General features: G+C 58.0%; 22 protein-coding genes. 15 read left to right on the top strand and 7 right to left on the bottom strand.

All coding sequences use genetic code 11. The annotated features are described in order from the left end of the window. Positions 1–38 precede the first annotated feature (38 nt). The gene (locus DWY76_RS13950) at positions 39–209 is read right to left on the bottom strand and encodes a hypothetical protein (protein WP_154255643.1); all 171 of its coding nucleotides are present in this window, start codon (positions 207–209) and stop codon (positions 39–41) included. 132 nt (positions 210–341) lie between these two features. Beyond that, positions 342–716, bottom strand: a complete 375-nt coding sequence (locus DWY76_RS05395; RefSeq protein ID WP_120080248.1) for a hypothetical protein — start codon at positions 714–716, stop codon at positions 342–344. Between the two features lie 269 nt (positions 717–985). Here DWY76_RS05395 and DWY76_RS05400 point away from each other — a divergent pair, with 269 nt between their 5' ends. The 13 genes from DWY76_RS05400 to DWY76_RS05460 all read left to right on the top strand — a co-directional run bounded on the left by DWY76_RS05400 (position 986) and on the right by DWY76_RS05460 (position 15,237). Next, on the top strand, positions 986–3,511 hold the full coding sequence (locus DWY76_RS05400) for a transglycosylase domain-containing protein (RefSeq protein WP_120080250.1): 2,526 nt from the start codon (positions 986–988) through the stop codon (positions 3,509–3,511). A 180-nt stretch (positions 3,512–3,691) separates the two neighbouring features. Further along, complete coding sequence (locus DWY76_RS05405; protein WP_005945891.1) at positions 3,692–4,132, top strand: ACT domain-containing protein; 441 nt, start codon at positions 3,692–3,694, stop codon at positions 4,130–4,132. 30 nt (positions 4,133–4,162) lie between these two features. Continuing rightward, the gene (locus DWY76_RS05410; protein WP_005945893.1) at positions 4,163–5,398 is read left to right on the top strand and encodes a homoserine dehydrogenase; all 1,236 of its coding nucleotides are present in this window, start codon (positions 4,163–4,165) and stop codon (positions 5,396–5,398) included. A gap of 28 nt (positions 5,399–5,426) precedes the next feature. Continuing rightward, positions 5,427–6,332 carry a homoserine kinase gene (thrB, locus tag DWY76_RS05415; RefSeq protein ID WP_005945895.1) on the top strand — a complete coding sequence of 302 codons (906 nt, stop codon included), beginning with the start codon at positions 5,427–5,429 and terminating at the stop codon, positions 6,330–6,332. A 93-nt stretch (positions 6,333–6,425) separates the two neighbouring features. Then, complete coding sequence (locus tag DWY76_RS05420; protein WP_005945897.1) at positions 6,426–7,625, top strand: aspartate kinase; 1,200 nt, start codon at positions 6,426–6,428, stop codon at positions 7,623–7,625. A 313-nt stretch (positions 7,626–7,938) separates the two neighbouring features. Continuing rightward, positions 7,939–8,751 (top strand): M15 family metallopeptidase, encoded by an 813-nt coding sequence (locus tag DWY76_RS05425; protein WP_120080252.1) that lies wholly within the window; start codon positions 7,939–7,941, stop codon positions 8,749–8,751. Positions 8,752–8,790: 39 nt separating this feature from the next. Further along, positions 8,791–10,086, top strand: a complete 1,296-nt coding sequence (locus tag DWY76_RS05430) for an insulinase family protein (protein ID WP_243111942.1) — start codon at positions 8,791–8,793, stop codon at positions 10,084–10,086. Further along, positions 10,073–11,383 (top strand): pitrilysin family protein, encoded by a 1,311-nt coding sequence (locus DWY76_RS05435; RefSeq protein WP_120080256.1) that lies wholly within the window; start codon positions 10,073–10,075, stop codon positions 11,381–11,383. Before DWY76_RS05430 ends, DWY76_RS05435 begins: the two co-directional genes overlap by 14 nt. Beyond that, positions 11,380–12,432: a prolipoprotein diacylglyceryl transferase gene (lgt, locus tag DWY76_RS05440; protein ID WP_097777631.1), complete on the top strand. Its 1,053-nt coding sequence runs from the start codon at positions 11,380–11,382 to the stop codon at positions 12,430–12,432. The genes DWY76_RS05435 and lgt overlap by 4 nt, the downstream gene beginning before the upstream one ends. A 148-nt stretch (positions 12,433–12,580) precedes the next feature. Then, positions 12,581–12,892, top strand: a complete 312-nt coding sequence (rplU, locus tag DWY76_RS05445) for a 50S ribosomal protein L21 (protein WP_044954216.1) — start codon at positions 12,581–12,583, stop codon at positions 12,890–12,892. Between the two features lie 14 nt (positions 12,893–12,906). Next, a complete protein-coding gene (gene rpmA / locus DWY76_RS05450) occupies positions 12,907–13,158 on the top strand; it encodes a 50S ribosomal protein L27 (protein ID WP_005945908.1) in 252 nt (83 codons plus the stop codon). A gap of 243 nt (positions 13,159–13,401) precedes the next feature. Beyond that, on the top strand, positions 13,402–14,685 hold the full coding sequence (gene obgE / locus DWY76_RS05455) for a GTPase ObgE (protein WP_097777632.1): 1,284 nt from the start codon (positions 13,402–13,404) through the stop codon (positions 14,683–14,685). A gap of 147 nt (positions 14,686–14,832) precedes the next feature. Then, positions 14,833–15,237, top strand: coding sequence for a ribonuclease III domain-containing protein (locus DWY76_RS05460; protein WP_120080258.1), 405 nt, complete (start codon positions 14,833–14,835; stop codon positions 15,235–15,237). A gap of 278 nt (positions 15,238–15,515) precedes the next feature. Here the strand turns inward: DWY76_RS05460 and DWY76_RS05465 are convergent, their stop codons facing one another. Then, on the bottom strand, positions 15,516–15,698 hold the full coding sequence (locus DWY76_RS05465) for a hypothetical protein (RefSeq protein ID WP_097775376.1): 183 nt from the start codon (positions 15,696–15,698) through the stop codon (positions 15,516–15,518). Between the two features lie 105 nt (positions 15,699–15,803). Between DWY76_RS05465 and DWY76_RS05470 the strand changes: the two genes are divergently transcribed. Beyond that, complete coding sequence (locus DWY76_RS05470; RefSeq protein WP_120080260.1) at positions 15,804–17,351, top strand: RsmB/NOP family class I SAM-dependent RNA methyltransferase; 1,548 nt, start codon at positions 15,804–15,806, stop codon at positions 17,349–17,351. Positions 17,352–17,532: 181 nt separating this feature from the next. After that, positions 17,533–18,270 carry a YebC/PmpR family DNA-binding transcriptional regulator gene (locus tag DWY76_RS05475; protein ID WP_044954219.1) on the top strand — a complete coding sequence of 246 codons (738 nt, stop codon included), beginning with the start codon at positions 17,533–17,535 and terminating at the stop codon, positions 18,268–18,270. Positions 18,271–18,461: 191 nt separating this feature from the next. Here DWY76_RS05475 and galT read toward each other — a convergent pair whose 3' ends face one another. The 4 genes from galT to htpG form a co-directional block, all read right to left on the bottom strand. Beyond that, positions 18,462–19,961, bottom strand: a complete 1,500-nt coding sequence (galT, locus tag DWY76_RS05480; protein ID WP_120080262.1) for a UDP-glucose--hexose-1-phosphate uridylyltransferase — start codon at positions 19,959–19,961, stop codon at positions 18,462–18,464. Beyond that, positions 19,958–21,244: a galactokinase family protein gene (locus tag DWY76_RS05485; protein ID WP_120080264.1), complete on the bottom strand. Its 1,287-nt coding sequence runs from the start codon at positions 21,242–21,244 to the stop codon at positions 19,958–19,960. Before DWY76_RS05485 ends, galT begins: the two co-directional genes overlap by 4 nt. A gap of 335 nt (positions 21,245–21,579) precedes the next feature. Further along, the gene (locus DWY76_RS05490) at positions 21,580–22,689 is read right to left on the bottom strand and encodes a 5-bromo-4-chloroindolyl phosphate hydrolysis family protein (RefSeq protein ID WP_120080266.1); all 1,110 of its coding nucleotides are present in this window, start codon (positions 22,687–22,689) and stop codon (positions 21,580–21,582) included. A 158-nt stretch (positions 22,690–22,847) separates the two neighbouring features. Continuing rightward, on the bottom strand, positions 22,848–24,776 hold the full coding sequence (htpG, locus tag DWY76_RS05495; RefSeq protein WP_097777638.1) for a molecular chaperone HtpG: 1,929 nt from the start codon (positions 24,774–24,776) through the stop codon (positions 22,848–22,850). Between the last annotated feature and the right edge of the window lie 171 nt (positions 24,777–24,947).

Genomic DNA, 24,947 nt, shown 5'->3' on the forward strand with positions numbered 1-24,947 from the left:
CCGGGACGCTTTTCCCGGAGGTTTTTTTGCGTTAAAAATCAGGCACTTTTGGGCAAAGAGACAATGACCCAGCGGTGCGGCCCGTGAAAGCCGTCCACCTTGGCGGCTTTGCTGCAGGTGCCGGGGCTGGGCGGGCCGAGGTGGATACCGCGGTCCAGCTGCTTGCCGCAAAGACGGCACTGGTAATGGAGGGTGATCTGTTCTGACATGAGGACGCACTTCCTTTTATGATCGCTGCAGGCGGTTAAGAAACTTTACATCTATTATCATTATATAATTTTTACATTGGGATGTCAATAAAAATAATCAGCAAAAGTAGATAAAAATTGAGCATTCTGCACTCAATCGCCCAGATCTTCCAGCAGCAGGTCCAGTTCCCGTTCGCTGTACACGGTCACACCGCGCTTGATGCGCACGGCATCGTTCTCCGGCAGAAGATTGGTGTAGATGCCGGTGACGGTGACAAGCACATCCGGCTGGCCATTGGTGCCGCAGCGGTAAACGGCCACGCGCCCGCCTTTGTCGCACAGGCGGTAGCTTTGGGCAGCAAGCTCCGGCATGGCCTGTGCGGCAAGGTCTGCTGCGGAGGAAGGCGGTGCTTCGCTGCCGGGGTCGGGCACCGGAAGGCTGAGCTTGGGCAGGGCCATCCAGAACAGGCTGAACACGATGGTGAATACGCACAGCCCGTAGAACAGGCAGGTGCACAGTTTGCGCATGGAGAAACACGCTCCTTTCCGGCTGAAGTATGCCCCAAAACAGGGGGGCGCAGTCAATTTTCACACGGGAATGCTGTACTTTGTCCGGCAGATTGTGTTATACTACAGATGATTAGACCTATCAGGGCCGAAGATTGGTTCTTGCCCGCGTTCTGTGCACGTGCTATAATATGGTATTGCGTGCAGTTCTGTGCGCTTTGATGGAAAAGTACCAGCGCATGGCGCTGAAAAAGCAGCCTGAATGTTAGGAGGCGATTTCTATCTCCGATATGAGAAAGATCAACCGTGCCGGTGAGGGGCATTCCCCGGCACCGGCGGGGCGGAAGGTAAATGTGAGCAACAGCCGCCGGGAGTCCCAGCCGGAACCCAAACACGGCCGGGAACCCAAAGAACCAAAGGAACCCCGTGAAAAGGGCAGACATCCCATTCTGCGCTTCATTGGCCGAACCATTGCTACACTGATTTGTCTGGGCATCATGGCAGGCAGTCTGGTGGCAGTGGGTGCTGTGTATTACGTGGTGCAGGCTACCGCCAACGACGGCGACCTGCTGGATCTGGACAACATTGAGCTGAGCCAGTCCAGTGTGGTGATGGCCACCGACCCGGACACCGGTGCACAGGTGGAGTATGCCACGCTGCGCTCTTCCAACAGCCACCGCGTGTGGGCGGATCTGGAGCAGATCCCCACGAACCTGCAGTATGCGTTCATCTGCACCGAGGATAAGGACTTTTACAACGAGCCCGGCGTCAACTTCAAGCGCACCATCGGCGCAATGGTCAACGAATACCTGCTGCCCATCTACAGCTCCAAGCAGGGTGCATCCACGCTGGAGCAGCAGCTGATCAAGAACCTGACCGACGACAAGAGCGCCAGCGGCATTGAAGGCGCACTGCGCAAGCTGCGCGAGATCTACCGCGCCCTCTGCCTGAGCCGCAGCTATTCCAAGGAGACCATTCTGGAAGCGTACCTGAACACCATCAGCTTTACCGGCACCATTCAGGGCGTGCAGACTGCGGCCAACGAATACTTTAATAAGGATGTCAGCCAGCTGACCCTGTGGGAGTGTGCGACCATTGCGTCCATCACCAAAAATCCCACCAACTATAACCCATACACCAACCCCGAAAACCTGATCAACCGCCGTAACTTCCTCATGTACAACATGTGGCAGCAGGGTGTGATCAGCGAAGAGGACTACCGCAACGCAGCGGCCCAGCCGCTGGTACTGGCCGAGGAAGAGGATACCAAGAAGAATTCTTCCGTTACCTCTTACTTTACCGATGCACTGTTCACCGAGCTGGTGCAGGACATCATGGACAAGGAAAACATTTCGGAATCCGAGGCACAGAAGCTGCTGTACACCGGCGGCTTTACCGTTGAGTCGACTGTGAACACCAAGGTGCAGTCCGCCATGGAAAACCTGATGCTCAACACGGATGATGCCTACTTCCCGGCCGGCTGGCATGAGGAAGAGGTGACCTCTATCTCGGACGACGATGTACAGGTGATGAACGAGGACGGTACGCCCAAAACCCGCACCGGCGACGACGGTACCGTTTACTATTACCGCAATGTGCGTACTCAGGCAGCCATGGTCACACTGGACTATGACGGCAATGTGATCGCCGTTGTGGGTGGTCTGGGCGAAAAGAACAAGAGCCTCTCGCTGAACCGTGCCTACAGTGTCACTCGTCAGACGGGTTCTACCATCAAGCCTATCGGTGCGTATGCACTGGGTGTAGAGTATGGTCTGGTGAACTGGTCCACCATGCTCAACAACTCGCCCTTGTATCAGAAGCAGGATATGGTGATCCGCGATGAAGATTACTGCCGCAAGAACGGCCTGATGGGCCTTTCCGACAAGCAGCTGCGCGCTTATCCCAACGCATGGCGCAGCTGGCCCCGCAACTATGGCGGCAACTACGGCGACAACAGTGATGTGCCGCTGTGGAACGGTCTGGCCCGCTCGCTGAACACCATTGCGGTGCGTGTGGGTGATCTGGTGGGCGCAAGCAACATCTTCAATTTTGTGTACAACACCCTGCAGCTGAACACGCTGGACCCGGTAAACGATGTGGGTCTGGCGCAGATGGTCATGGGCAGTCAGACCCATGGCGTTACGCCCACGGCGCTGGCAGCTGCGTTCCAGATCTTCTACGATGGCCAGTACACCACCCCGCACCTGTATACCCGCGTGCTGGACCGTGACGGCAATATCTATCTGGAGAACAACTCCACCAGCTATCAGGCCCTGACCCCGGATACCGCTTATGTGATGAACCGCCTGCTGAAGAACGTGCTGTACTCCAGCGTGGGTACCGCCGGCGGCCGCTACCCCAACTCCAACGGCATGGAAGCCTTTGGCAAGACCGGTACCGCCAGCGACGAAAAGGATCTGTGGTTCGTGGGCGGCACGCCGTACTACGTTACCGCCGTGTGGTGGGGCTACGATGCACCCTATGATATGACCAAGACGCTGGGTAAGCAGCAGGCCAAGACCCGTACCTGTGTTATGGCGTGGAAGGCGCTGATGGAACAGGTGCAGGCAGACCTGCCGTATAAGGCATTCCCGACCTCTGCCGGTGTGGTGGAGCGCCGCTACTGCACCCAGAGCGGCCTGCTGGCAGGCGGCTCCTGCCCCAGCACCGCCGTGGGCTACTACCGCGCCGATGATCTGCCTGGTACCTGCAACTACTCCCATGCAGCAGCTCCTGCAGCGGCTGCACCTGCGGAGACTGCGGCACCGGAGCAGGCTGTCATTCCTGCGGATACAGGTAATCAGGATACAGACTGATCTGTAGCCATATGAAGGACAAAAGGCGTACTATCGGCACCGGCGCGGAGTGAATCCGGCAAGGAAATACCGCGCTTGCCGCAGCAAAACTGGATAATCTGACAAAAACGCATCCGACCTCTTGCATTGCAGGGGGCCGGATGCTATTATATTCACTGCAAGAACACTTGTGTTTGTGAGGTGAACAAGTTGGAACGCCGCTTTTATCTGGTAGATGCGCAGGTGCTGCCTGAGGTTTTTCTCAAGGTGGTGCGTGCCAAGGAACTTCTGGCCAGCGGGGAGGCACGCAGCATTTCCGCAGCCACCCGCGCAGTCGATCTTTCGCGCAGCGCTTTTTATAAGTATAAGGATTGCATTTTTGACTCCGAGAATGGCCGTGAGGTGATCACCGTCATGGCTACTCTGCGGGACGAGACCGGTGCACTGCAGAGCCTGCTGGCCGGCATCAGCGCCGCAGGTGCAAGCATTGTGACCATCAACCAGTCCACACCGGAAAACGGTGCCGCACTGGTGGCAGTCACCATCCGCACCGATACCATGCAGATGACCCCCGAAGAACTGACCGAAAAACTTTCGCGTCAGCGTATGGTGGTAGGCGTGCACTGCGGGTACAATCTGTAAGCAGTCTTCAGAAAACGAGGGAGAACAACAATGGCTAAAATTGCAATTCTGGGCTTTGGCACGGTGGGCAGCGGCGTGTACGAGGTACTGTGCCGCAACGCTGCGGGTGTCTCCCGCCGTGCAGGTGAGCCGGTGGAGGTCAAGTACATCCTTGACCCGAAGGATTTTTCAAACCATCCGGATGCACACCTGTTTATAAAGAACTTCGATACCATTCTGGAAGACCCGGAGATCAAGGTGGTGGTGGAGACCATCGGCGGCACCCGCTTTGCGTATCCGTATGTAAAGGCCTGCCTTGAGAGCGGCCGCAGCGTATGCACCTCCAACAAGGAGATGGTGGCCACCTACGGCGCAGAGCTGCTGGGCCTTGCCAAAGAGCACGGCTGTGCCTTCCTGTTCGAGGCTTCTGTGGGCGGCGGTACGCCCATCATTACCCCGATGCACCAGTGTCTGGCGGCAAACGTCATCACCGAGGTGGAGGGCATCGTGAATGGCACCACCAACTTCATGCTCACCAAGATGGTGCGCGAAAATCTGGGCTTTGACGATGCGCTGAAGATCGCGCAAGAGCTGGGCTACGCCGAGACGAAGGACCCCAGCGACGATGTGGACGGCCGTGATGCCTGCCGCAAGATCGCCATTCTGTCCTCGCTGGTGTGCGGCCATCAGATCTACCCCCAGAACATTCCCACCCGCGGCATCCGTGCCATTACCACGGCAGATGTGGAAGCGGCGGAAAAGCTGGGCTGTGTGATCAAGCTGATCGCATGGATGAAGCGCGGCAAGGACGGCAGCGTGGCTGCCGGTGTGGAGCCGTGTCTGGTGCCCAAGGCAAACCAGCTGGCCAGCGTGGACGATGTGTTCAATGCAGTGCTGGTCAAGGGCGATATGCTGGGCGACGTGGTGTTCTACGGCAAGGGCGCAGGCAAGCTGCCCACCGCCAGCGCCGTGGTGGCCGACGTTGTGGATGCCCTGAAGCATGGCTCCAAAGTGCACGACAGCCTGTTCTGGCAGCCTGCTGAGCCGGTGGAGGGAATGCTCACCGACCCGGCTCCTGCTGCATATTATGTGCGTGTAGCAGGCATTGCTCCGGCGGTGGTGGAAGCCATCTACGGCTATGGCAGGGTGGTGGACGAACGCTACGAAGGCTGCGCTTACTTTGTGGAGCGCGCCGACGAAAAGGCACTGGCCGAAGCAGCCCGCAAGGTGGAAGCCGTGGGCGGCAGCGTGAAGCTGGTGCTCAAGCGTCTGCCGGAAGAAAACTGATAACGGAATAAGGAAAGGTGCGGCAGCTATGAAGATCAAGGTTTCTGTCCCGGCCACCAGTGCAAACATCGGCTCCGGCTTTGATGCGCTGGGTCTGGCGGTGACGCTGTATAATACGGTCACCTTTGAAGAGAGCGAAGTGCTGGATATCTCGTCTGCGGACGGTACCCGCATCCCGCGCGGTGAATCGAACCTCGTGTACCGTTCGGCAAAGGGGCTGTTTGAGAAGGTGGGCAAGCAGATCCCGCCCCTCAAGATCACCCAGACGAATCCCATCCCCATGGCGCGCGGCCTTGGTTCTTCTTCGGCCTGCATCATTGCGGGACTGCTGGGTGCCAACCGGATGCTGGGCGATGTGCTCAACACGCAGGAGCTGCTCACGCTGGCCACCTCCATCGAGGGCCACCCGGATAACGTGGCCCCGGCTCTTCTGGGCGGTCTGACCAGCAGCGTGTTCGAGGATGGCAAGGTGTACTCGGTCAAGCGCAATGTGGATGAAACGCTGTGCTTTGCCGCCATCGTGCCGGACTACAAGCTGCTGACGGAAGCCGCTCGTGCGGCCCTGCCCAAAGAAGTCTCCCACAAGGACGCGGTATATAACCTTTCGCGCGCTGCGCTGGTGCCCGCCGCCTTCTGCGAGGGCAGACACGACCTGCTGGCCATTGCCACCGAGGATAAGCTGCATCAGCCCTACCGTATGCCGCTGATGCCCGGCTCTAAGGAAGTGTTCGATATGGCACGCCTGTGCGGTGCAAAGGCTGTTTACGTTTCCGGTGCGGGCAGCACCGTGATGGCCGTAGCGGAAAAGGCGGAGGCCGAAAAGTTCTATTCCAAGCTGGAAAAGGGTCTGGAGCTGCTGGAAGGTCTGGACGGATGTGAAGCATTTACATTGCTGCGTTTGGATGCCGATAACACCGGCGCAACGGTGGAATGATAAATGGGTAAGGGAAGTGCAAGGCGCTGCTGACCGCTTCCGCCCGGTGTACCCCCTTTTGACAAAGGGACAAAAAGAGGAGAGTGACAAGATATGGCGTTGATCGTACAGAAGTTCGGCGGTTCTTCGGTGAAGGACCGTGACCGTATCTTCAACGTGGCACGCATTGTGGCAAACACCCACAACGCGGGCAATGACGTAGTTGTGGTGGTGTCCGCTCAGGGCGATACCACCGATGACCTGATCGCCAAGGCTGGGGAGATCACCCACAACCCTTCGGCCCGTGAAATGGATATGCTGCTGGCTAGCGGCGAGCAGATCAGCATTTCGCTGCTGGCCATGGCACTGAATGAGCTGGGCTGCCATGCCATCAGCCTGACCGGCTGGCAGGCTGGCTTCCGCACCGACCGCGCCTATACCAAGGCGCGCATCACCCGCTTGGAGACAGAGCGCATCTCTTCTGAGCTGGAGCGCAACCGTGTGGTTGTTGTGGCGGGCTTCCAGGGCCTGAACAAGATGGATGACATCACCACTCTGGGCCGCGGCGGCTCCGACACCAGCGCTGTTGCCATTGCAGCAGCCCTGCACGCAGACCGCTGCCAGATCTTTACCGATGTGGAAGGCGTTTACACGGCCGACCCGCGCAAGGTGCGCAACACCCGCAAGCTGGATGAGATCACCTTTGACGAGATGCTGGAGCTGGCATCTCTGGGTGCACAGGTGCTGAACAACCGCAGCGTGGAGCTGGCCAAAAAGTATAATGTGGAGCTGGAGGTGCTCTCCAGCCTGAATCCCGTGCCCGGTACGGTGGTCAAGGAGGTTACAAAAGACATGGAAGGTATGCTGATCAAGGGTGTCGCAAAAGACACTGATGTTGCTGTTATCACGATTCTGAACGTTCCCGATGAGCCGGGCATGAGCTTCAAGATCTTCGGTCTGCTGGCCCAGAAGAACATCAACGTGGACATCATCCTGCAGTCCACCGGCCGTGACGGCAAGAAGGATATCAGCTTTACCTGCTCTGAGGGCGAAGCCGATCTGGCCATGCGCGTGCTGAAGGAGAGCGCACACTTCAACGATGTGAGCGTGGACACCACCTGCGCCAAGGTCTCCATTGTGGGTGCCGGTATGCAGAGCCACAGCGGCGTTGCTTCCAAGATGTTTGAGGCACTGTCCAACAACAACATCAACATCAAGATGATCTCCACCAGCGAGATCAAGATCTCCTGCATCATCAACCGCGACGATGCCGACAAGGCTGTTTCTGCGATCCACGATATGCTGTTTGATTAAATAAAAATATAGGAATGCCGCATCGCCTTTTAGGTGGTGCGGCATTTTTGCGTGGAAAACTCCTCCAGTCGCCTGCGGCGACAGCCCCCTCTGAGAGGGGGCCTTTGGCAGAGCGGGAAACTTTTCTGTTTCGCCAGAGCCTCCCTCATTGAGGGAGGTGGATGCGAGCGTGCGAGCAGACGGAAGGAGTTTTTTCGGTCATACTTATTTTACACTTCCGGCGTTTACACAAAATGCAAAGGGGTGTATAATATACACTGTATCTGTGCGGCGCAGTGCGCTGCAAATTCTGCAAAAGGAGCTGCAACGCACCATGGAACCGACTGATAGAAATGCTGCAAAGCCCCGCCTGACCCGCGCTCAGTGGAAGCGCCGCAAGCGGCTGCGTCTGGCCCGCAACTGGGCCATTCTCATTCTCGTCTGCGCCGCCATTGTGGCGCTTATGACCAAAGGCATCCTCTGGCTGCTGCCAAAGGTGAACGCCATGCTTGCAGGGCCGCAGAGCTTTGAAGCGGCCAGCTACGATGGCACCGGCTACAGCTTTGATGCTGACGATGAGCGCTTTGTGCTGGTGAACACCAATCTGCCTTTTGCCGAGGAACCCTCTCCGGCCCTTGCCGATGCCGATGAAGCCAGCGGTATCCAACTGGAAGCCGAAGCAGCTGCAGCCTACCAGAAAATGGCTGCGGCTGCGGCCGAGGACGGCGTTGCACTGGTGCTGACGGCAGGCTATCAGGACGCAGATGCCCGCAGCGCGGCCTATGAGACGCAGAAGCAGCAGTATCTGGAAAAGGGCAAAACCGAGGAAGAAGCCGCCAGCCTTGCGGCAGATATCCAGCCGCCTGCGGAATGCAACGATCACGGCACCGGCTATGCGGCGGATATCCTCAGTACGGACTACCCGACCCGTGATACCGGCTTTGATACGACCCGCGCCTACGAGTGGCTCACCGCCTACGCCGCCGAATACGGCTTTATCCTGCGCTATCCGCAGGACAGGCAGGCTGCTACCGGCGTGGTGTTTGAGCCGTGGCACTGGCGGTATGTGGGCGTTGAAAATGCCCTTGCCATCCGTGCCAGCGGCCTGAGTCTGGAAGAATTTCTTGCCTTGCAGAAGGCATCATAAAAATAAAAGCTCCCTGTGAAAGCAGGGCGGAGGAACAAATTGGAACGTACTCTCATTGCGCCGGGCGTGCATCTTTCCTGTGACCCGGCGGAAAAATTCAACCGCTGCCGCATCAGCGTCCACTTTGCCTTTCCGGCAAAGCGGGAAACGGCCACAGCACATGCGCTGCTGCCGCTGGTGCTGGAGCGCGGCTATGCCGACTGTCCGGATATGACCCGCCTGACCAAAAAGCTGGCCAAGCTCTACGGTGCAGACCTCACAGTGGATGCCCGGCCCATGGGCTGCAGCCACAACCTGTGTGTTAGTGTTACCGGCATCAAGGATCAGTTTGCGCTGGAAGGGGAGACCCTTACAAGGGAATATGCATCCATTGCACTGGGTGCGGCCTTTCACCCGTATTTTGTGGGCGGCACTTTTGATCCGGAAGCCGTGGGCATTGAAAAGCAGATGCTGAAAAAGGCGCTGGAAGATGAAATCAACGATAAGCGCCTTTACTGCCTGCATCAGGCCAACCGGGAATTCTTTGGCGACAGCCCGGCGGGTGTGCGGCAGGAGGGCTATCTGGAAGAGGTGGAAGGTCTGACACCGGAACAGCTTACCACAGCCTATTACGAGATGCTGCGCACCGCCAACATTGAACTGCTTGTGCTGGGCTGCACGGCAGAGCAGACCGCTGCGGTAAAGGATGCACTGCTGGCAGAGCTTGCGGCAATTGACCGCGCACCGCTGCCGCTGGCGGAAAACATTGCCATGCCCCGCCGGGAGCCGGTGCACAAAACCGAAACCTATGATATGGTGCAGGCGAAGCTCTGTATGCTGTTCACGCTGGGCGAACCCATGCGCACCGAACAGCTGGCTGCTGTGCGCCTTGCCATGGCGCTGTACGGCGGCAGTGTGACCAGCCGCCTGTTCCTGAATGTGCGCGAGCGTGACCATCTGTGCTACTACTGCTCGTCCTCGTTCCAGAGCTTTACCGGAAGCATGGCTGTGAACAGCGGCGTGGAGCACGCCGACGCAGCCCGGGCAGAGCAGGCCATCTTGAAGGAACTGGCCGACCTGTGCGATGGCCCCATCACCGACGATGAATTTGAGGACTGCCGTCGGGGTCTGCTGAGCGGGATGCAGGGGGTAGAGGATACCTTGGGCGGCATCGAGACATGGTATTACATTGAAGTGCTGCGCGGCGGCGACCCGGCCAAGGTGCAGACACCCGCCGAAGCCCGCGCCGCTCTGCAGGCCGTGACCAAGGACGACGTGCGCGCCATCCTGCGCAAACTGACCCTCTCGGTCAGCTATCTGCTCACAAAGGAGGTGGCCGCTCATGCCGCAGAATAACCAGACCCTGCTGGAAAAGACCGTGGCTGACCAGTGGCAGACCCTGCCCTCCGGACTGACCGTTATCGTGCGGCCCATGCCGGGTTATTCCAGCACCCATGTCATTTTTGCTACCCGCTTTGGCTCCATTGACCGGGATTTCCGGCTGGACGGCAAAGAGGTGCATCTGCCTGCAGGCGTGGCACACTTCCTCGAGCACAAGATGTTTGAAGATCAGGACGGCGATGCCTTTGCAAAGTATGCCAAGACCGGTGCCAATGCCAACGCATTTACCAGCTTTGACCGCACCTGCTACCTGTTCACTGCGACCCAGCAGCTGGACGAAAGCTTGGATGTGCTGCTGGGCATGGTGACTCATCCGTACTTTACCGAGCAGACCATCGCCAAGGAGCAGGGCATCATCGGACAGGAGATCAAAATGTACGATGACAGCCCGGACTGGCGGCTTATCACCGGCCTGTTCGAGTGCTTGTACCACGAGCATCCCATCCGCAGCGATATCGCGGGCACGGTGGAGAGCATTGCTGAGATCACGCCGGAGATGCTTTACGACAGCTGCAAAGCCTTCTATGCACCGGGCAATATGGTGCTGGCGGCTGCCGGCGACACTACCATGGAGCAGATCCTGGCTGCCTGTGAGCGCCACGGCCTGATGAGACCGCGCAGCACCGAAAGGGTGCAGCGGCTGTGGAAGCCGGAACCCATGACGCTGGCGGCAGCCCATAAGACCCTGAAAATGCCGGTGTCCAAGCCCTGCTTCGGCGTGGGCTTCAAGGAGAAGCCGTTGCCCCCGAACGATCTGCGTACTGAAGCGCTGTATGATCTGATCCTGAGCTGCATTACAGGCGGCATGTCGCCGCTGTACCGCCGCCTGTACGACAGTGGCCTTGTGAACCCCGGCTTTGGCGGGGAAGTGCTGCGGGTGGACGGCTGCTGCTGCATCCTGTTCACCGGCGAGAGCGATGCCCCCGATGCCGTGAAGCAGATGCTTCTGGACGAGATCGCCCGCATCCGTGCCGCGGGTGTGGACCGGGAGATCTTTACCCTGTGCAAGAACGAAAAGTACGGCCAGCTGATCGAAAATCTGGAAAATGTGGAGGACTCGGCCAGCCAGATGGCAGACTTTGCCCTCTCCGGCCAGACGGTGGCGCAGCAGATCACCATGCTGGCAGGGCTGACTGCCGAGGATGCGGACGCTGCGCTGCAGCACATCCTCAGCACCGACCGCATGGCTGTGATGGATATTTTGCCAGATGGCACTGCGCCGCTGGCCGAGAACGAGGAGGAAGCAGAATGACAAATCTGGTGCAGTTCCCGGGGCTGGGCCTGAGCTTTGAGATCAACCGCGTGGCCCTTTCCATTGGCGGGTTCAATATTTACTGGTATGGCGTGTGCATTGCCTTTGGCATCTGTCTGGCGCTGGTATTTGCGTTCCGCCACAGCATCGAGTTCGGCGTGGACCCGGACAGCATGGTGGACGTGATCCTGATTGGCATCGTGCTGGGCATTGTCAGCGCCCGCGCCTACTATGTGGCCATGGCACCCTTTAAATACGAAAGCATCTGGGAGATGATCGCCATTCGGGATGGCGGCCTTGCCATCTACGGTGGCATCATCGGCGGCTTTCTGTTCGGCGGCTTGGCCTGCAAACGGCGGGGCGTGCCGGTGCTGCCCATGTTCGACCTGACCGCTATGGGCTTTCTGCTGGGACAGGGCTGCGGCCGCTGGGGCAACTTCTTCAATCAGGAGGCCTTCGGCTGCAACACCACCCTGCCGTGGGGCATGTTCAGCGAAACGACCCGCGCTTACCTGATGGGCAGCACAGTCACGGCCCAGAGCGGCGTGACCATTGACCCGAATCTGCCGGTGCATCCCACCTTCCTGTACGAAAGCATCTGGTGCTTCGTGGGCTTTCTCCTGCTGTTCCGTTACATTAAAAAGCGCAAGTTCAACGGTGACATTGCCCTGCGGTATATGATCTGGTACGGCGCGGGCCGCTTCTGGATCGAAGCCCTGCGCACCGACAGTCTGATGCTGGTGCCCTCCATTGGTCTGCGGGCATCCCAGCTGGTGGCAGGTATCGCTGTGGTAGTCGGTGTGGCTGCGGAAATTTACTTCACCCACAAGTTCAAGGACAAGCCCCTGATGGTAAAGCTGGCAATGACGGCGGACAACAAAGCCGCAGTCAATAAGCTGAGCAAAGAAAAAGCTGTTATCGGTCTGATGACGGATACAGATACTGAACTGCTGGCCTCCAGCCCGCGTAAGCTCTTCGTGGAGCGCACCGAAGCGTATAATGCCGAAGTAAAACGCACCATCGCGGAAAGCGGAAAGACGGAAAAATAAAAAATCCTTCGGAAAGAGGAAAATTCCTCTTGCATTTCCATCGTTTTTTTGCTATACTATTCTAGCCGCGTGGTGTGGGCGCCTGAAATGGCCCAGTGTAAGGGCCTGCCTTTACGACCAGCGAGTACAACGAAAAGGAATGAACAAAATGTACGCAATCATTGTTACCGGCGGTAAGCAGTACCGCGTGGAGCAGGGCGACATCGTCTACATCGAAAAGCTGGACGTTGAGGCCGACTCCGAAGTGAAGTTTGATCAGGTTCTCGCTATTGGCGAGGAGGGTTCTGTGAAGGTTGGCGCTCCCGTTGTTGAGGGTGCTACCGTTACTGCCAAGGTCATCAAGAATGGCAAGGGCAAGAAGCTGAACATCATCACCTATCGCGCAAAGAAGCACAGTGCTCGCCGTATGGGCCATCGTCAGCCCTTCACCAAGGTTGAGATCACTGCGATCAACGGCTAAGGAGGTAAATTACAATGGCACATAAAAAGGGCGTAGGCAGCACCAAGAACGGCCGCGATTCCGCAGCACAGCGTCTGGGCACCAAGCGTGCAGACGGTCAGTTCGTTCTGGCCGGCAACATCCTGGTTCGTCAGCGTGGCACCCACATCATGCCGGGTGAGAACGTTGGCAAGGGCAGCGATGACACCCTGTTTGCTCTGGTGGACGGTACCGTCCGTTTCGAGCGCGTGGGTAAAGACGGCAAGAAGTGCAGCGTCAAGCAGTAACTTCTTTCGGATAACTGCAAAACGTAGAGAGCCGGACCCTCGTGGCCCGGCTCTTTTTGATGAAGAATTCTCTTTTTGACTGTCTGGTAGAAACTCCCCCAGTCGCCTGTGGCGACAGCCCCCTCGGGGAGGGGGCCTTAAAGCCTCCCTCCTTGAGGGAGGTGGCATCGTGCAGCGATGCCGGAAGGAGTTCCCGGCAAGGGAAGGGGAATAAACGAACATATAAAACTAAGGAGGGGCTGTATGGCAGCACAAACCAACTTTATCGACATCGCCACGATATGGCTCCACGCGGGCAAGGGCGGCGACGGTGCGGTGAGCTTTCACCGTGAAAAATTCGTGGCCGCTGGCGGCCCGGACGGCGGCGACGGCGGCCGCGGCGGCGATATCATCTTTGTGGTGGACGATCACCTGACCACCCTGATGGATTTCCGCTATAAGCGCAAGTATGTGGCCCCGGAGGGTGGCAAGGGCGGTGCAAGCCTGTGCCACGGCAAAAACGCGGAGAACCTTGTCATCAAGGTGCCGCTGGGCACCGTCATCAAGGACGCCGAGAGCGGCCTTGTCATTGCGGACCTGTCCGACCACACCCCAGTCACCATTGCAAAGGGTGGCCGCGGCGGCTACGGCAATGCACATTTTGCCACTCCCACCCGACAGATCCCCAAGTTTGCAAAGCCCGGTATGCCCGGCGAAGACATTCAGGTGACGCTGGAGCTGAAGCTGATCGCCGATGTGGGTCTGATCGGCTTCCCCAATGTGGGTAAGTCCACCCTCATTTCCACCATCAGCGCAGCCAAGCCTAAGATCGCAAACTACCACTTCACCACGCTGGTGCCCACGCTGGGCGTTGTATCCGTGGCGGAGGGTGCAAGCTTTGTCTGCGCCGACATCCCCGGCCTGATCGAGGGTGCCAGCGAGGGCATCGGTCTGGGACATGACTTCCTGCGCCATGTGGAGCGCTGCCGCCTGCTGCTGCATGTGGTGGATGTTTCTGGCAGCGAGTGCCGTGAACCCATTGAAGATTTTGAAAAGATCAACGAGGAGCTGGCAAAGTTCAGCCCTGTGCTGGCTGAGCGCCCGCAGATCGTCATTGGCAACAAGTGCGATCTGGCCACCGAGGAGCAGATCGAAGCTTTCCGCAAGTATGTGGAGGGCAAGGGCTTGACCTTTGTGCCTATCTCTGCCGCTACGATGCAGGGCGTGAAGGAACTGCCGGGCCTCGTGTATAACCGCCTGAAGGATATCCCGCCGGTGCCGGTGTTTGCTCCCGAGTACAAGAAGCCCGAACCCAAGGCCAACGACCGTGCGTTTGAGATCAAGCGCATGGAAGCCCATGTATGGAGCGTGGAAGCCCCGTGGCTGGAATACATTCTGGCCGGCAGCAATGTGGACGACTACGAAAGCCTGCAGTTCTTCCAGCGTCAGCTGGGCGAGAGCGGCATTCTGGACGCTCTGGTGGCAAAGGGCGTGCAGGAGAACGACACCATTCTCATTGGCGATTACCAGTTCGATTATATCTTCTAAAGAAGAACCCTCTCCGTCAACGCTGCCGCGCTGCCACCTCTTCCGAAGGGCGAGGTTTCACGCATCAAAAAAGTACGTGCAATAAAAGCTCCCCCTTTCGGGGGAGCTGGCGAGCGGATGCGAGTCTGAGAGGGTTGGAGAATATTTATGAACGAACCTGAAAAGATCGACCCGCGGGAGCTTAGCCCCTTGGCGCTGGCCTTTGTGGGCGACAGCGTACTGGAACTGCTGGTGAGACAGCGTCTGGTGGAGCACCACCGCCTGTCTGCCGGAAAGCTCAACGCAGAAAAGGTCAAATACGTCTCGGCCCGGGCACAGTTCCGGGAGGAACAGCTGCTGGAGCCGCTGTTCACTGAGGACGAACTGGCCGTGTTCAAGCGAGGCCGCAACGCCAGCAAGGCCAGCGTGGCAAAACACGCTTCCCCGGAGGAATACCGTGCTTCCACCGGCTTCGAGTGCCTGCTGGGCTGGCTGTATCTGAACGGTCAGCTGGGCCGTGTGCACGAGCTGTTTGAAACACTGTGGCAGCAGTTCGACCCCAACAAGACCTGAGAAGTTGCTTTCATAATCATTGCACACCGCCTGAACGGTCTTTTTGCTGCCATACTGCGTTGCTCTTCCTTGCAATCCATTAGGATTGCTGCGGAAAACCGCCTTGGCTGGCGGCAAAAAGCCGCGCCCATTCGGCGCACCCTGACTATAAAAACAACTTCTGACGCGAAAGCCCGCTGCTTTCCGCACTGGAAAACAGTGCCGGAGGGCAGCGGGCTTTGCGATTTGAGAAAGATCAGAGGTTCGCGCCCGTGGTCCATCAGGCGCGAAGGGCAGCGTCAGCGGCTGTTTTTGGCGTTGCTGGAACGGCTGCTCGTGGAGTTCTTGGCGCTCTCATCGTCGGCACCCTTGGTGTACTGGTTGGGATGCTTGTGCTCGTTGGTGGCGCTGTTGGTGGTCTGGTTGGACGTGCGGTTCGAGGTCTGATTCTTGCAGTTATTGCTGCGGTTTTCGGTTGCCATAGTGAATGATCTCCTTTCGGTTTTCCGTGCGGGGCGGTGTGCCCCTCACAAGACCTAGTTTGGCCGCAGACGGCGGCTTTATACATCCCACAGGAGGAATGCAGAATGCCCATGGAATATTTTGAACAGCGGGAGCGCGCTCTGCTGGGAGACCGGTTCGATGTCCTGTATGCAGCCCCGCAGGAAACGGCGGAGCGCGGCGTAACGGTGTCGGCCCTGCGCAGCTCACCGGAGCAGTTTGCCGCAAAAGCCGATTTCCCACTGGAAGCATCGCCCTTTTGCAAGGCGGCATTCGTGGTGCATCAGCCGGATGATTTGAAATTCCGGCCCGGGCGGCATCCGTACCACCATGCGGGCGTGTTCTACTCGCAGGAGCCGTCTGCGTCCTCGGCGGCACCCCTGCTGGGCGTGCAGCCCGGGATGCGTGTGCTGGACATGTGCGCCGCGCCCGGCGGCAAAAGCAGCCAGCTGGCGGCGGCGCTGCAGGGCCGGGGTGTGCTGGTGAGCAACGAATACGTTGCAGCTCGTGCGGATATCCTGAAAAGCAATCTGGAACGCATGGGCGTGCCCAATGCAGTGGTGCTGAACGAAGCACCTGCCCGCATTGCGGATGCGCTGCCGGAATTTTTTGACCGGGTGCTGGTGGACGCGCCCTGTTCCGGCGAGGGAATGTTCCGCAAGGAGCCGGTGGCCCGTCAGCAGCACTGTGAAGCGCTGGTGAAGCAGTGTGCTGAGCTGGGTGCAGAAATTCTGGACTGTGCAGCCGCTGTGCTGGCCCCGGGCGGGCAGCTGGTGTATTCCACCTGCACCTTTGCACCCGAGGAGGACGAGGGACAGGTGGCGGCGTTCCTGCAGCGCCACCCGGAGTTCACCCTTGCGGATGCCTTGGGAAATGTGGACTACACCTTTGGCAGTGAGGGCGAAGCCAACCGCACCGGCGGCCTGCCGCTGGATGTGAGCAAGGTGCGCCGTATCTGGCCCTGTCAGGGCGGCGAGGGCCACTTTATGGCCCGGCTCGTCAAAGCTGGCACTCCGCGCGTTCTGCCCGCAGAGGGCGAGTACACTGCCGAAGAACAGCTCTGGCTGGCAGCAGCGGAAGCTGCGGGCAAAAAGGCCAAGGGGAAGGGCGGCAAGCCTGCCAAGACCCCGGATGCCCGCAGTGCCCGCCGCGAGAATGCCCGTGCCTGCCGGGAAGCGGTGCAGGGTGAAAAGCGCAGCCGCGAAGCACAGGCAGGGGAGACAAGTCCTGCCCAGAGCCTTGCAGCATGGCACGCGTTTGCCAGGCAGTATTTCCCGGCGCTGGCAGACCGCCCGGCTGTGGTGCACGGCGGCGGTGTGCTGCTGCCGGTGCCGTTCCCGCAGACGAACCTGCATGTGCTGCGGGCGGGCGTATTTGTGGGCAGCGTGCAGAAAGGCCGCTTTGTGCCGGAGCACCATCTGTTCACGGCATTTGGCGCACAGTGCGTAAACCGCGAAGAACTCACCCTTGATGACCCGCGCTGCGTGGAGTATCTTTCCGGCCGTGAGGTGGAAGCCCGCATCGCTGCTGACGGCTGGTGCTGCGTGACGGTGGACGGCTGGCCGCTGGGCGGCGGCAAGGTATCCGGCGGGCGGGTGAAAAACCATTATCCCAAGGCGCTGCGGCTGCTGTGAACGGGCAGAAAAAGCGCATTTTTTCGCGCAGAATGCTGAAAACCGGGCGGATAAGGCTTGAACGCTCTGCCCGGTTGTGCTACAATAATAGAGTTAGATTTTGTGTGCTGCCACAATGCGGGCGACCACAGCCCGTCTGCCCGCAGGCGGAGATTTGAGAATATACAGGAGGCTCTTTCCCATGTCTGGACATAGCAAATGGAACAATATTAAGCGCAAGAAGGAAAAGACCGATGGCGCAAAGGCAAAGGTCTTTACCAAGATCGGCCGCGAGATCAGCGTTGCCGTCCGTACCGGCGGCCCGAACCCTGCTTCCAACAGCAAGCTGGCTGACCTGATCGCCAAGGCAAAGCGCATGAGCGTGCCCAACGATAACATCCAGCGCATCATCAAGAAGGCTGAGGGCGGCGATAAGACCGAGTACGAAGCAATCACCTACGAAGGCTACGGCCCCGGCGGCGTTGCTGTCATGGTGGAGACCCTGACCGACAACCGCAACCGTACCGCTGCCGACCTGCGCCACTACTTCGACAAGAACGGCGGCAATCTGGGTGCTATGGGCTGCGTGGGCTTCCTGTTCAGCCAGAAGGGTGTCATTGACATCTCTCTGGAAGATAAGGATGCCGACGAGGCTATGATGGATGCTCTGGATGCTGGTGCCGAGGACTTCGATGCCAGCGAGGATGCAGCCGAGATCACCACCGATCCCGAGAACTATTCTGCTGTGGTCAAGGCCATGGAGGAGAAGGGCTACGAGATCCTCTCCGACGATCTGGCCATGGTGCCCATGACCACCACCCGCCTGACCGACCCCGACCAGCTGAAGCTGATGGGCAAGCTGCTGGATGCGCTGGAAGACAATGATGATGTCCAGAACGTCTGGCACAGCTTGGAGAACGAAGAGGATCTGCCGGAATAACCTTCCGCAAGGCTCTTTGCTCCTGAAATAAGACGATAAAAAGCCGCTTTTTGTGCTAATTGGCACGAAAGGCGGCTTTTTTGTGCTATGTTACGGGACGGAAAACGTCTTGGGACCTCCGCTGAACAATAAAAATCCCCCGTCGGCAAGGCATACCGGCGGGGGAAAGGGGGAGAGCGTTTTTTAATAGATTATTGCACGCTTGCAAGGAACCGCACAAAGCCTGTGCGGCCAGCCTCGTCCATTTTATAGACACCGGCATCGGCCAATACCTGAGCGAACACATGGCCCACCTCGTCCTGCAGGATGAGGTGCACGGTGTCGCCGTTCAGTTCCGGGTGGCGGGCAAGAATATCCTCGGCCCACTCGGCGTGCTTCTGCAGTTCTTCCGGGTACTGGCTCACCGGGGTGCGGGCCACCAGTGCATCGGCCAGCTCAAACAGCTCCTTTTTCAGACGGCTGGGCAGCACGGCAAGGCCCATGACCTCGATCAGACCGATGTTTTCCTTTTTGATGTGATGCAGCTTTGCATGGGGATGGAACACGCCCAGCGGATGCTCCGGGGTGGTGATGTTGTTGCGCAGCACCAGATCCAGCTGATACTTGCCGTCCCGCATCCGGGCAATGGGGGTGATGGTGTTATGTGGCTCGCCGTCGGTCTCGGCAAAGATGAAGCATTTTTCGTCCGAGTAGCCGCGCCATGCGGTCAGAATTTTATCGGCCAGCTCCACAAGACGGGCATCATCCTCGCTGGTCAGGCGGATGCAGCTCATGGGCCAGTGCACGATACCGGCATCCACATCCTCAAAACCGGGGAAGACCCATTTCTTCTCGATGGGAGCCTTTGCCATAGCGAATTCATAGTGGCCGCCCTGGAAATGGTCGTGGCTGAGAATGCTGCCGCCCACGATGGGCAGGTCGGCGTTGCTGCCCACGAAATAGTGGGGGAACAGGCCCACGAAATCCAGCAGCTTGCGGAAGGTAGCACGCTCGATCTTCATGGGAGTGTGCTGGTTGTTGAACACGATGCAGTGCTCGTTGTAGTAGACGTAGGGGCTGTACTGCAGGTTCCAAGCGCTGTCGTTGATGGTGAGAGGGATGATGCGGTGATTCTCGCGGGCGGGGTGGTTCATGCGGCCTGCATAGCCTTCGTTCTCGGCGCAGAGCTGGCACTTGGGGTAGGCGCTCTGGGGAGCCAGTTTGGCGGCGGCAATGGCCTTGGGGTCTTTTTCGGGCTTCGAGAGGTTGATGGTGATATCCAGATCGCCGTAGGGGGTCTTGGTGACCCATTTCAGGTCGCGCTTGATGCGGTAGCGGCGGATATAATCGGTGTCCTGACTGAATTTATAGAACCAGTCGGTTGCGGCCTGCGGGCCTTCGCTTTCGTAGCGTTCCTCGAAATTGGCGCGCACGATGCTGGGCCGCGGGGTCAGTACGCCCATGAGCTTTGTGTCGAACAGGTCGCGGGCGGTGGAGTTGTCCTCGCACACACCGCGGGCAACGGCATCATCTACCAGCGTTTTGAGGATGCTTTCCAGATCGGTATAGCACACCTCGCCCTCCGGCGCGGTAAAGTCGTCCAGCTGCATGGTCATAAGCAGCTGGTTGCGGATGTAAATTTCATCATCGGGCAGGATAAGGCCGGTGTCCAGCCCGTAATTCACGAGCTGCTGAATGGCGGTAGAAATCACAGCACTGCGCCTCCTTCCGGGCGGATGCTCAGCACATGGCAGCGGCCCTCACCAAGGATGGCTTCCATGTGGGCCTTGAAGTCGGCCAGCATTTCCACCGGTACAAAGGCCTGAGCCGTACCGGCAAAGCCGCCGCCGTGCACGCGCACAGCGCCCTTGCCGTTCAGATAATGCTTGGCAGCTGCAATGGTCACGCCCATCTCCTGATGCTCCTTGTAACCGGCGGGGATCACGTTCTGCAGGTATTCCCAGCTGCTGTGGCCGGACTCGTTGACCAGACGCAGGAAAGTGTCAAAATCGCCCTCGCGCAGGGCAGCTACCTGTTTTGCCACGCGGTCGTTATCAGCATAGATATGGAAGGCGCGCAGCACGGCACGGTCGCCGCACTGCTTGCGGCACTCCGGAAGCTTTGCAAGGAAGGTCTCAAACGGCACATCCCGCAGCACTTCGCCGCCGCACACAGCAGCCACGGCGCGGCACTCGGCGGGCACAGCGGCATATTCGTCGGTCAGGTCGGCATGATCTGCGCAGGAATCCAGAATGCACAGGGCAAGGCCTGCCTTGGAGAAATCCACGGCCACCGGCTCCACATCCGGGTGGGCAGGGTCCGCAAAATCAATGGTAATAATGTTGCCAACGCTGGAAGCCATCTGATCCATCAGGCCGCAGGGCTTGCCAAAGTAGACGTTCTCTGCCCACTGGCCGATCTGCGCGATCTCGATGGGGGAGACTTTATCGGTCATGAAGCAGTCATTCAGGATCACGCCGATCAGCACTTCAAAGGCGGCGGAGGAAGAAACGCCGCTGCCCTTGGGCACGTTGGAGGAAATGTACACATCCAGACCGGCCAGCTTTGCGCCGCGCTGACGGAAGGCTTCGCATTCGCCGCGCAGCAGAGAGAGGGTAGTGTTTTCCTCTTCCTTGCGGGCAGCAAGGTCATCAAGGCCGATCACACACAGGTCGTAGCCTTCGCTCTGCACGCGCAGCTGGTTCAGGGTGTTGGGCGCGGCGGCAGCGATCATATCAATATTCACGCTGCCGGCCAGCACGCGGCCATGCTGGTGGTCGGTGTGGTTGCCGCCGATCTCGGTGCGGCCGGGGGCACTGTAAAGACCAGCTTCAGCATGGGGGCCAAAGGTGGCATCCAGACCATTCAGAACAGCTTCGTAGCGGGCAGCCTGTGCAGGAGTTTCGTCGGGCGCACAGCAGTAAAGTGCTGCCAGCCGGGCAGCGTGAGCGCCGCTGGAAAGCTCCTGCTTCCATGCGGAAACAGATTTCATCATAGGATAATCCTCCTTTTGAGCGGGTTGGAACTGCAGTGCAGGGCCGCATACAGGATGCTCTGCACACTTCTGTCCTTATCATATAAAATCCGGACAGAAAAAACCATGTGTTATTGTTGCATCTGGATGAAAAGTTGCAAAAAGACTGAAATTGGCGCACAGAGTGGAATTTGACGGTTGAAATAAAATTAGATATAAAACGGAAAAACCATTGGCGAAAATGCCTGCAAATCCACGGCTTTGCGTGGGACGGACGAGGCCTGCACAACATGGAGATTTGCGCTTTGAAAAAACAGGGAAAAAGCGCATGGGCCTTTTCCCTGTTTCCCCAAATATTATTTTGTAAACTCGTTTCCGGTCAGGCCGTCCATGTTCAGCATCCCTTCCAGTGCGGCCACATCTGCCGAAACGTCCAGTGCGTCGGACTGGAACAGCTTGTCCAGCTGATTTTCAAAGGCGGTCACCAGCAGGTCCATGCTGCGCTCGATGTTCTTTTTGACATCGGCGATGTTTTCCCCCTGCACATCCTGCGCAGGAAGGCTGGCGTAGGTGTTCAGCAGCTTGAGGGCGGTGGGCAGATAGTAGTCCATGAATTTCTGCAGCTGAGCCTTTTTGCCGGGGTCCTGCTTTGCCAGCTCAAAGATGCGGGCACTGACCGCTTCCAGACGGCTGATCTTGGTGGTCATCACGGGGTCCGGGATGGCATCGTTGACCTGCCGCAGCTGCTGCAGAATTGCGGTATATTGGTCCGCTGGTGCAGGTTCTGGGGCGGGCGCAGGCTTCGGTTTCCGGGGCGGCTGGGGAGCCGCGCCGCGCACTACCAGAGTATTGGTGCGGTTATCAATGTAAGCATCTGCACCGAAGTAACCGTGGGAAATAGCACTTTCCACCACGGTGCGCCCCTTTGCGGCATCGATGCCCGCGGCAGCAAACAGCTCGTCCAGCGGAATATTGTCGCGGTCGCCTGCGATCTTGTCCAACAGGCGTTCCAGCTTGCGGGTACGATCCATGCGCAGGCCGGTCAGCAGTGCGCCGGCTCCGCCAATGGTCGTGGCCAATGCAGGGAGCAGATCGTCGAAGTCCGGAAAGTCGAACAGGCAGTCGATCAGTTCCTCCGCACCGGTAAACAGGAAGACAGCACCCAGAATGGTGCAGATCACGGCAATGGTCTTGTGCCAGTTTTGAGCGCTCTTCTGTTCTGCGGTGGGGCGGTCAGTGCCGCAGGCGGCCTCGGGATCCTGCCGGGGTGCCGTCTGCGCAGGGGCGGGGCCGAGGTCGGAACGATAGTCTGCCTGCGCCTGTGCTGCGGCTCTTTCTTCTTTTTCAGCATTTTTATCGATGCTTTTTAAGATGAACAGCAGCACGCCCAGCGGTGCCGACATGGCAAACACAATAAAGATGGCAATGGTGGGAATGTGGGCAAAATAATGTTTTTTGGGCTGCATGAGCAAAAACCTCTCAATTTATCCTGACTGTCCGGCAAAAGAACAGAAAAAGACCGCGTTCCACTCTATTATAGCGGAGCACGGCCTTTTTGTTAAGGGGGAAATATTGATGTGCGTGGAAGCGGCAGGGGAGTAAGTCTGCTGCCTACCGGAAAAAGTTACTTCATCAGACTGCAGACGGCCTCGGCGTAGGCGGCGGGATCATCCACCGGCAGGCCTTCGATCAGCTGAGCCTGTGCGTACAGCAGAGCACTGTACTTCTTGAGCTTGTCGGTGTCACCGGCCTCCTGTGCGGCCTTCAGCACGGCAAACACGGGGTGGTTGACATTCAGTTCCAGAACCTTATCGCTCTTTACGCCTTCGCTGCCGGGCTGCTTGGACAGCACTTTTTCCATCTCAATGGACAGCGGGCCGTCAGCACTCAGGCACACAGGGTGATCCTTCAGGCGGGTAGAGACCTTGACCTCTTTCACCTTGCCGTCCAGTGCGTCCTTCATGGCATCGAACAGGTTCTTGTTCTCAGCGGTAGCGTCCTCGGCGGCCTTCTTCTCTTCCTCGGTCTCAAGGCCCAGATCACCGCTGTTGACATTCTTGAACTCCACGGTGCCGTCCTTGCCCTCGGCATCCTTGCGGGGATAGGTGCGCAGGATCTGCAGGCAGAACTCATCCACATCCTCGGTCAGCAGCAGGACGTCATAGCCCTTATCCATGACCAGCTCAGCGGCGGGCAGCTTTGCCAGACGGTCGGTAGAATCACCGGCAGCAAAGTAGATATACTTCTGCTCAGCGGGCATCTTGTCCACATACTCCTGCAGAGTGACCATCTTCTGCTCCTTGGCAGACCAGAACAGCAGCAGGTCGCGCAGCAGCTCGGCGTGCATGCCGTAGTCGGAGTAAGCACCGAACTTGATCTGACGGCCGAACTCTTTCCAGAATTCCTCGTACTTCTCGCGGTCATTGGCCAGCATGGCGTGCAGCTCGTTCTTGATCTTTTTTTCCAGAGCGTTGTGGATCAGCTTGAGCTGGTTGTCCTTCTGCAGCATCTCGCGGCTGATGTTCAGGCTCAGATCCTGACTGTCCACAATGCCCTTGACGAAGCTGAAGTAATCGGGCAGCAGGTCGGCGCACTTCTCCATGATGAGCACGCCGGATGCGTACAGGGCCAGACCCTTTTCATAATCCTTGGTGTAGAAATCGTAGGGACGGTGGCTGGGCACGAACAGCAGGGCATTATAATTTGCAGTGCCCTCGGTGCGGCTGACGATGACGCGGGCGGGGTCGGTATAATCGCCAAACTTTTCCTTATAGAAGTTCGCGTACTCCTCGTCGGTCACTTCGCTCTTCTGCTTTTTCCAGATGGGCACCATGCTGTTCAGAGTTTCCAGCTCGGTGTAAGTCTCCCATTCGGGCTTATAGTCCTCCGGCTTGGGATCGGGTTCCGGCTTCTGGCGCTCGTGCTGGCGCTCCATCTGGATGGGATAGCGCACATAGTCGCTGTACTTCTTCACGATGGCCACGATGCCGTACTCATCGAGGAAGTTGTCGTAGTGGTCCGTCTCAGTATCCGGCTTGATGTGCAGGATGATCTGGGTGCCTGCGGTGTCCTTCTGGGCGGGGGTCATTTCGTAGCCGTCCACACCGGAGGACTCCCACTGCCATGCTTCATCCGAGCCATAAGCCTTGGAAATGACGGTGACTTTATCGGCTACCATGAAGGAAGAGTAGAAGCCGACACCAAACTGGCCGATGATATCGATGTTCTCGTCCTTGTTGTCCTTCTTGAAGTCCAGAGAACCGGAGTGAGCAATGGTGCCCAGATTCTGCTCAAGTTCCTCTTTGGTCATGCCGATGCCGTTATCCTCAATGGTCAGGATACGGTTCTCCTGATCGCGGGTGATGAGGATGCGGAAATCGCCCTTGTTCATGCCCACAGAAGGATCGGTCAGGCTCTTATAATAGAGCTTATCGATGGCATCCGATGCGTTGGAGATCAGCTCGCGCAGGAAAATTTCCTTATTGGTGTAGATGGAGTTGATCATCATATCCATCAGCTTTTTGCTTTCAGCCTGAAATTCTTTCTTAGCCATAATGCAAAACCTCTTTTTATCTGTATTCGGCACCAAGCACTCGGAATAGGATATTACTTTTGAATACTTAGCACTCGTAACTTTCGAGTGCTAATATACACCGACAAAAAGCAAAAATCAAGGGCTTTCATAAAAAGTTTAAAAAATGGTTCGTTTTGTGCTATAATGAAC

The sequence above is a fragment of the Faecalibacterium sp. AF27-11BH genome (assembly GCF_003603005.1).
Classification (GTDB): Bacteria; Bacillota; Clostridia; order Oscillospirales; family Ruminococcaceae; genus Faecalibacterium; species Faecalibacterium taiwanense.

Coding starts and splice junctions, on each gene's coding strand:
- DWY76_RS05435 (WP_120080256.1), top strand. CDS start 10,073: ATGCCGCAGAATAACCAGACCCTGCTGGAAAAGACCGTGGCTGACCAG.
- DWY76_RS05395 (WP_120080248.1), bottom strand. CDS start 716: ATGCGCAAACTGTGCACCTGCCTGTTCTACGGGCTGTGCGTATTCACC.
- DWY76_RS05400 (WP_120080250.1), top strand. CDS start 986: ATGAGAAAGATCAACCGTGCCGGTGAGGGGCATTCCCCGGCACCGGCG.
- DWY76_RS05425 (WP_120080252.1), top strand. CDS start 7,939: ATGGAACCGACTGATAGAAATGCTGCAAAGCCCCGCCTGACCCGCGCT.
- lgt (WP_097777631.1), top strand. CDS start 11,380: ATGACAAATCTGGTGCAGTTCCCGGGGCTGGGCCTGAGCTTTGAGATC.
- DWY76_RS05460 (WP_120080258.1), top strand. CDS start 14,833: ATGAACGAACCTGAAAAGATCGACCCGCGGGAGCTTAGCCCCTTGGCG.
- rpmA (WP_005945908.1), top strand. CDS start 12,907: ATGGCACATAAAAAGGGCGTAGGCAGCACCAAGAACGGCCGCGATTCC.
- DWY76_RS05485 (WP_120080264.1), bottom strand. CDS start 21,244: ATGATGAAATCTGTTTCCGCATGGAAGCAGGAGCTTTCCAGCGGCGCT.
- DWY76_RS05410 (WP_005945893.1), top strand. CDS start 4,163: ATGGCTAAAATTGCAATTCTGGGCTTTGGCACGGTGGGCAGCGGCGTG.
- DWY76_RS05470 (WP_120080260.1), top strand. CDS start 15,804: ATGCCCATGGAATATTTTGAACAGCGGGAGCGCGCTCTGCTGGGAGAC.
- DWY76_RS05465 (WP_097775376.1), bottom strand. CDS start 15,698: ATGGCAACCGAAAACCGCAGCAATAACTGCAAGAATCAGACCTCGAAC.
- obgE (WP_097777632.1), top strand. CDS start 13,402: ATGGCAGCACAAACCAACTTTATCGACATCGCCACGATATGGCTCCAC.
- htpG (WP_097777638.1), bottom strand. CDS start 24,776: ATGGCTAAGAAAGAATTTCAGGCTGAAAGCAAAAAGCTGATGGATATG.
- rplU (WP_044954216.1), top strand. CDS start 12,581: ATGTACGCAATCATTGTTACCGGCGGTAAGCAGTACCGCGTGGAGCAG.
- thrB (WP_005945895.1), top strand. CDS start 5,427: ATGAAGATCAAGGTTTCTGTCCCGGCCACCAGTGCAAACATCGGCTCC.
- DWY76_RS05490 (WP_120080266.1), bottom strand. CDS start 22,689: ATGCAGCCCAAAAAACATTATTTTGCCCACATTCCCACCATTGCCATC.
- DWY76_RS05475 (WP_044954219.1), top strand. CDS start 17,533: ATGTCTGGACATAGCAAATGGAACAATATTAAGCGCAAGAAGGAAAAG.
- DWY76_RS05420 (WP_005945897.1), top strand. CDS start 6,426: ATGGCGTTGATCGTACAGAAGTTCGGCGGTTCTTCGGTGAAGGACCGT.
- DWY76_RS13950 (WP_154255643.1), bottom strand. CDS start 209: ATGTCAGAACAGATCACCCTCCATTACCAGTGCCGTCTTTGCGGCAAG.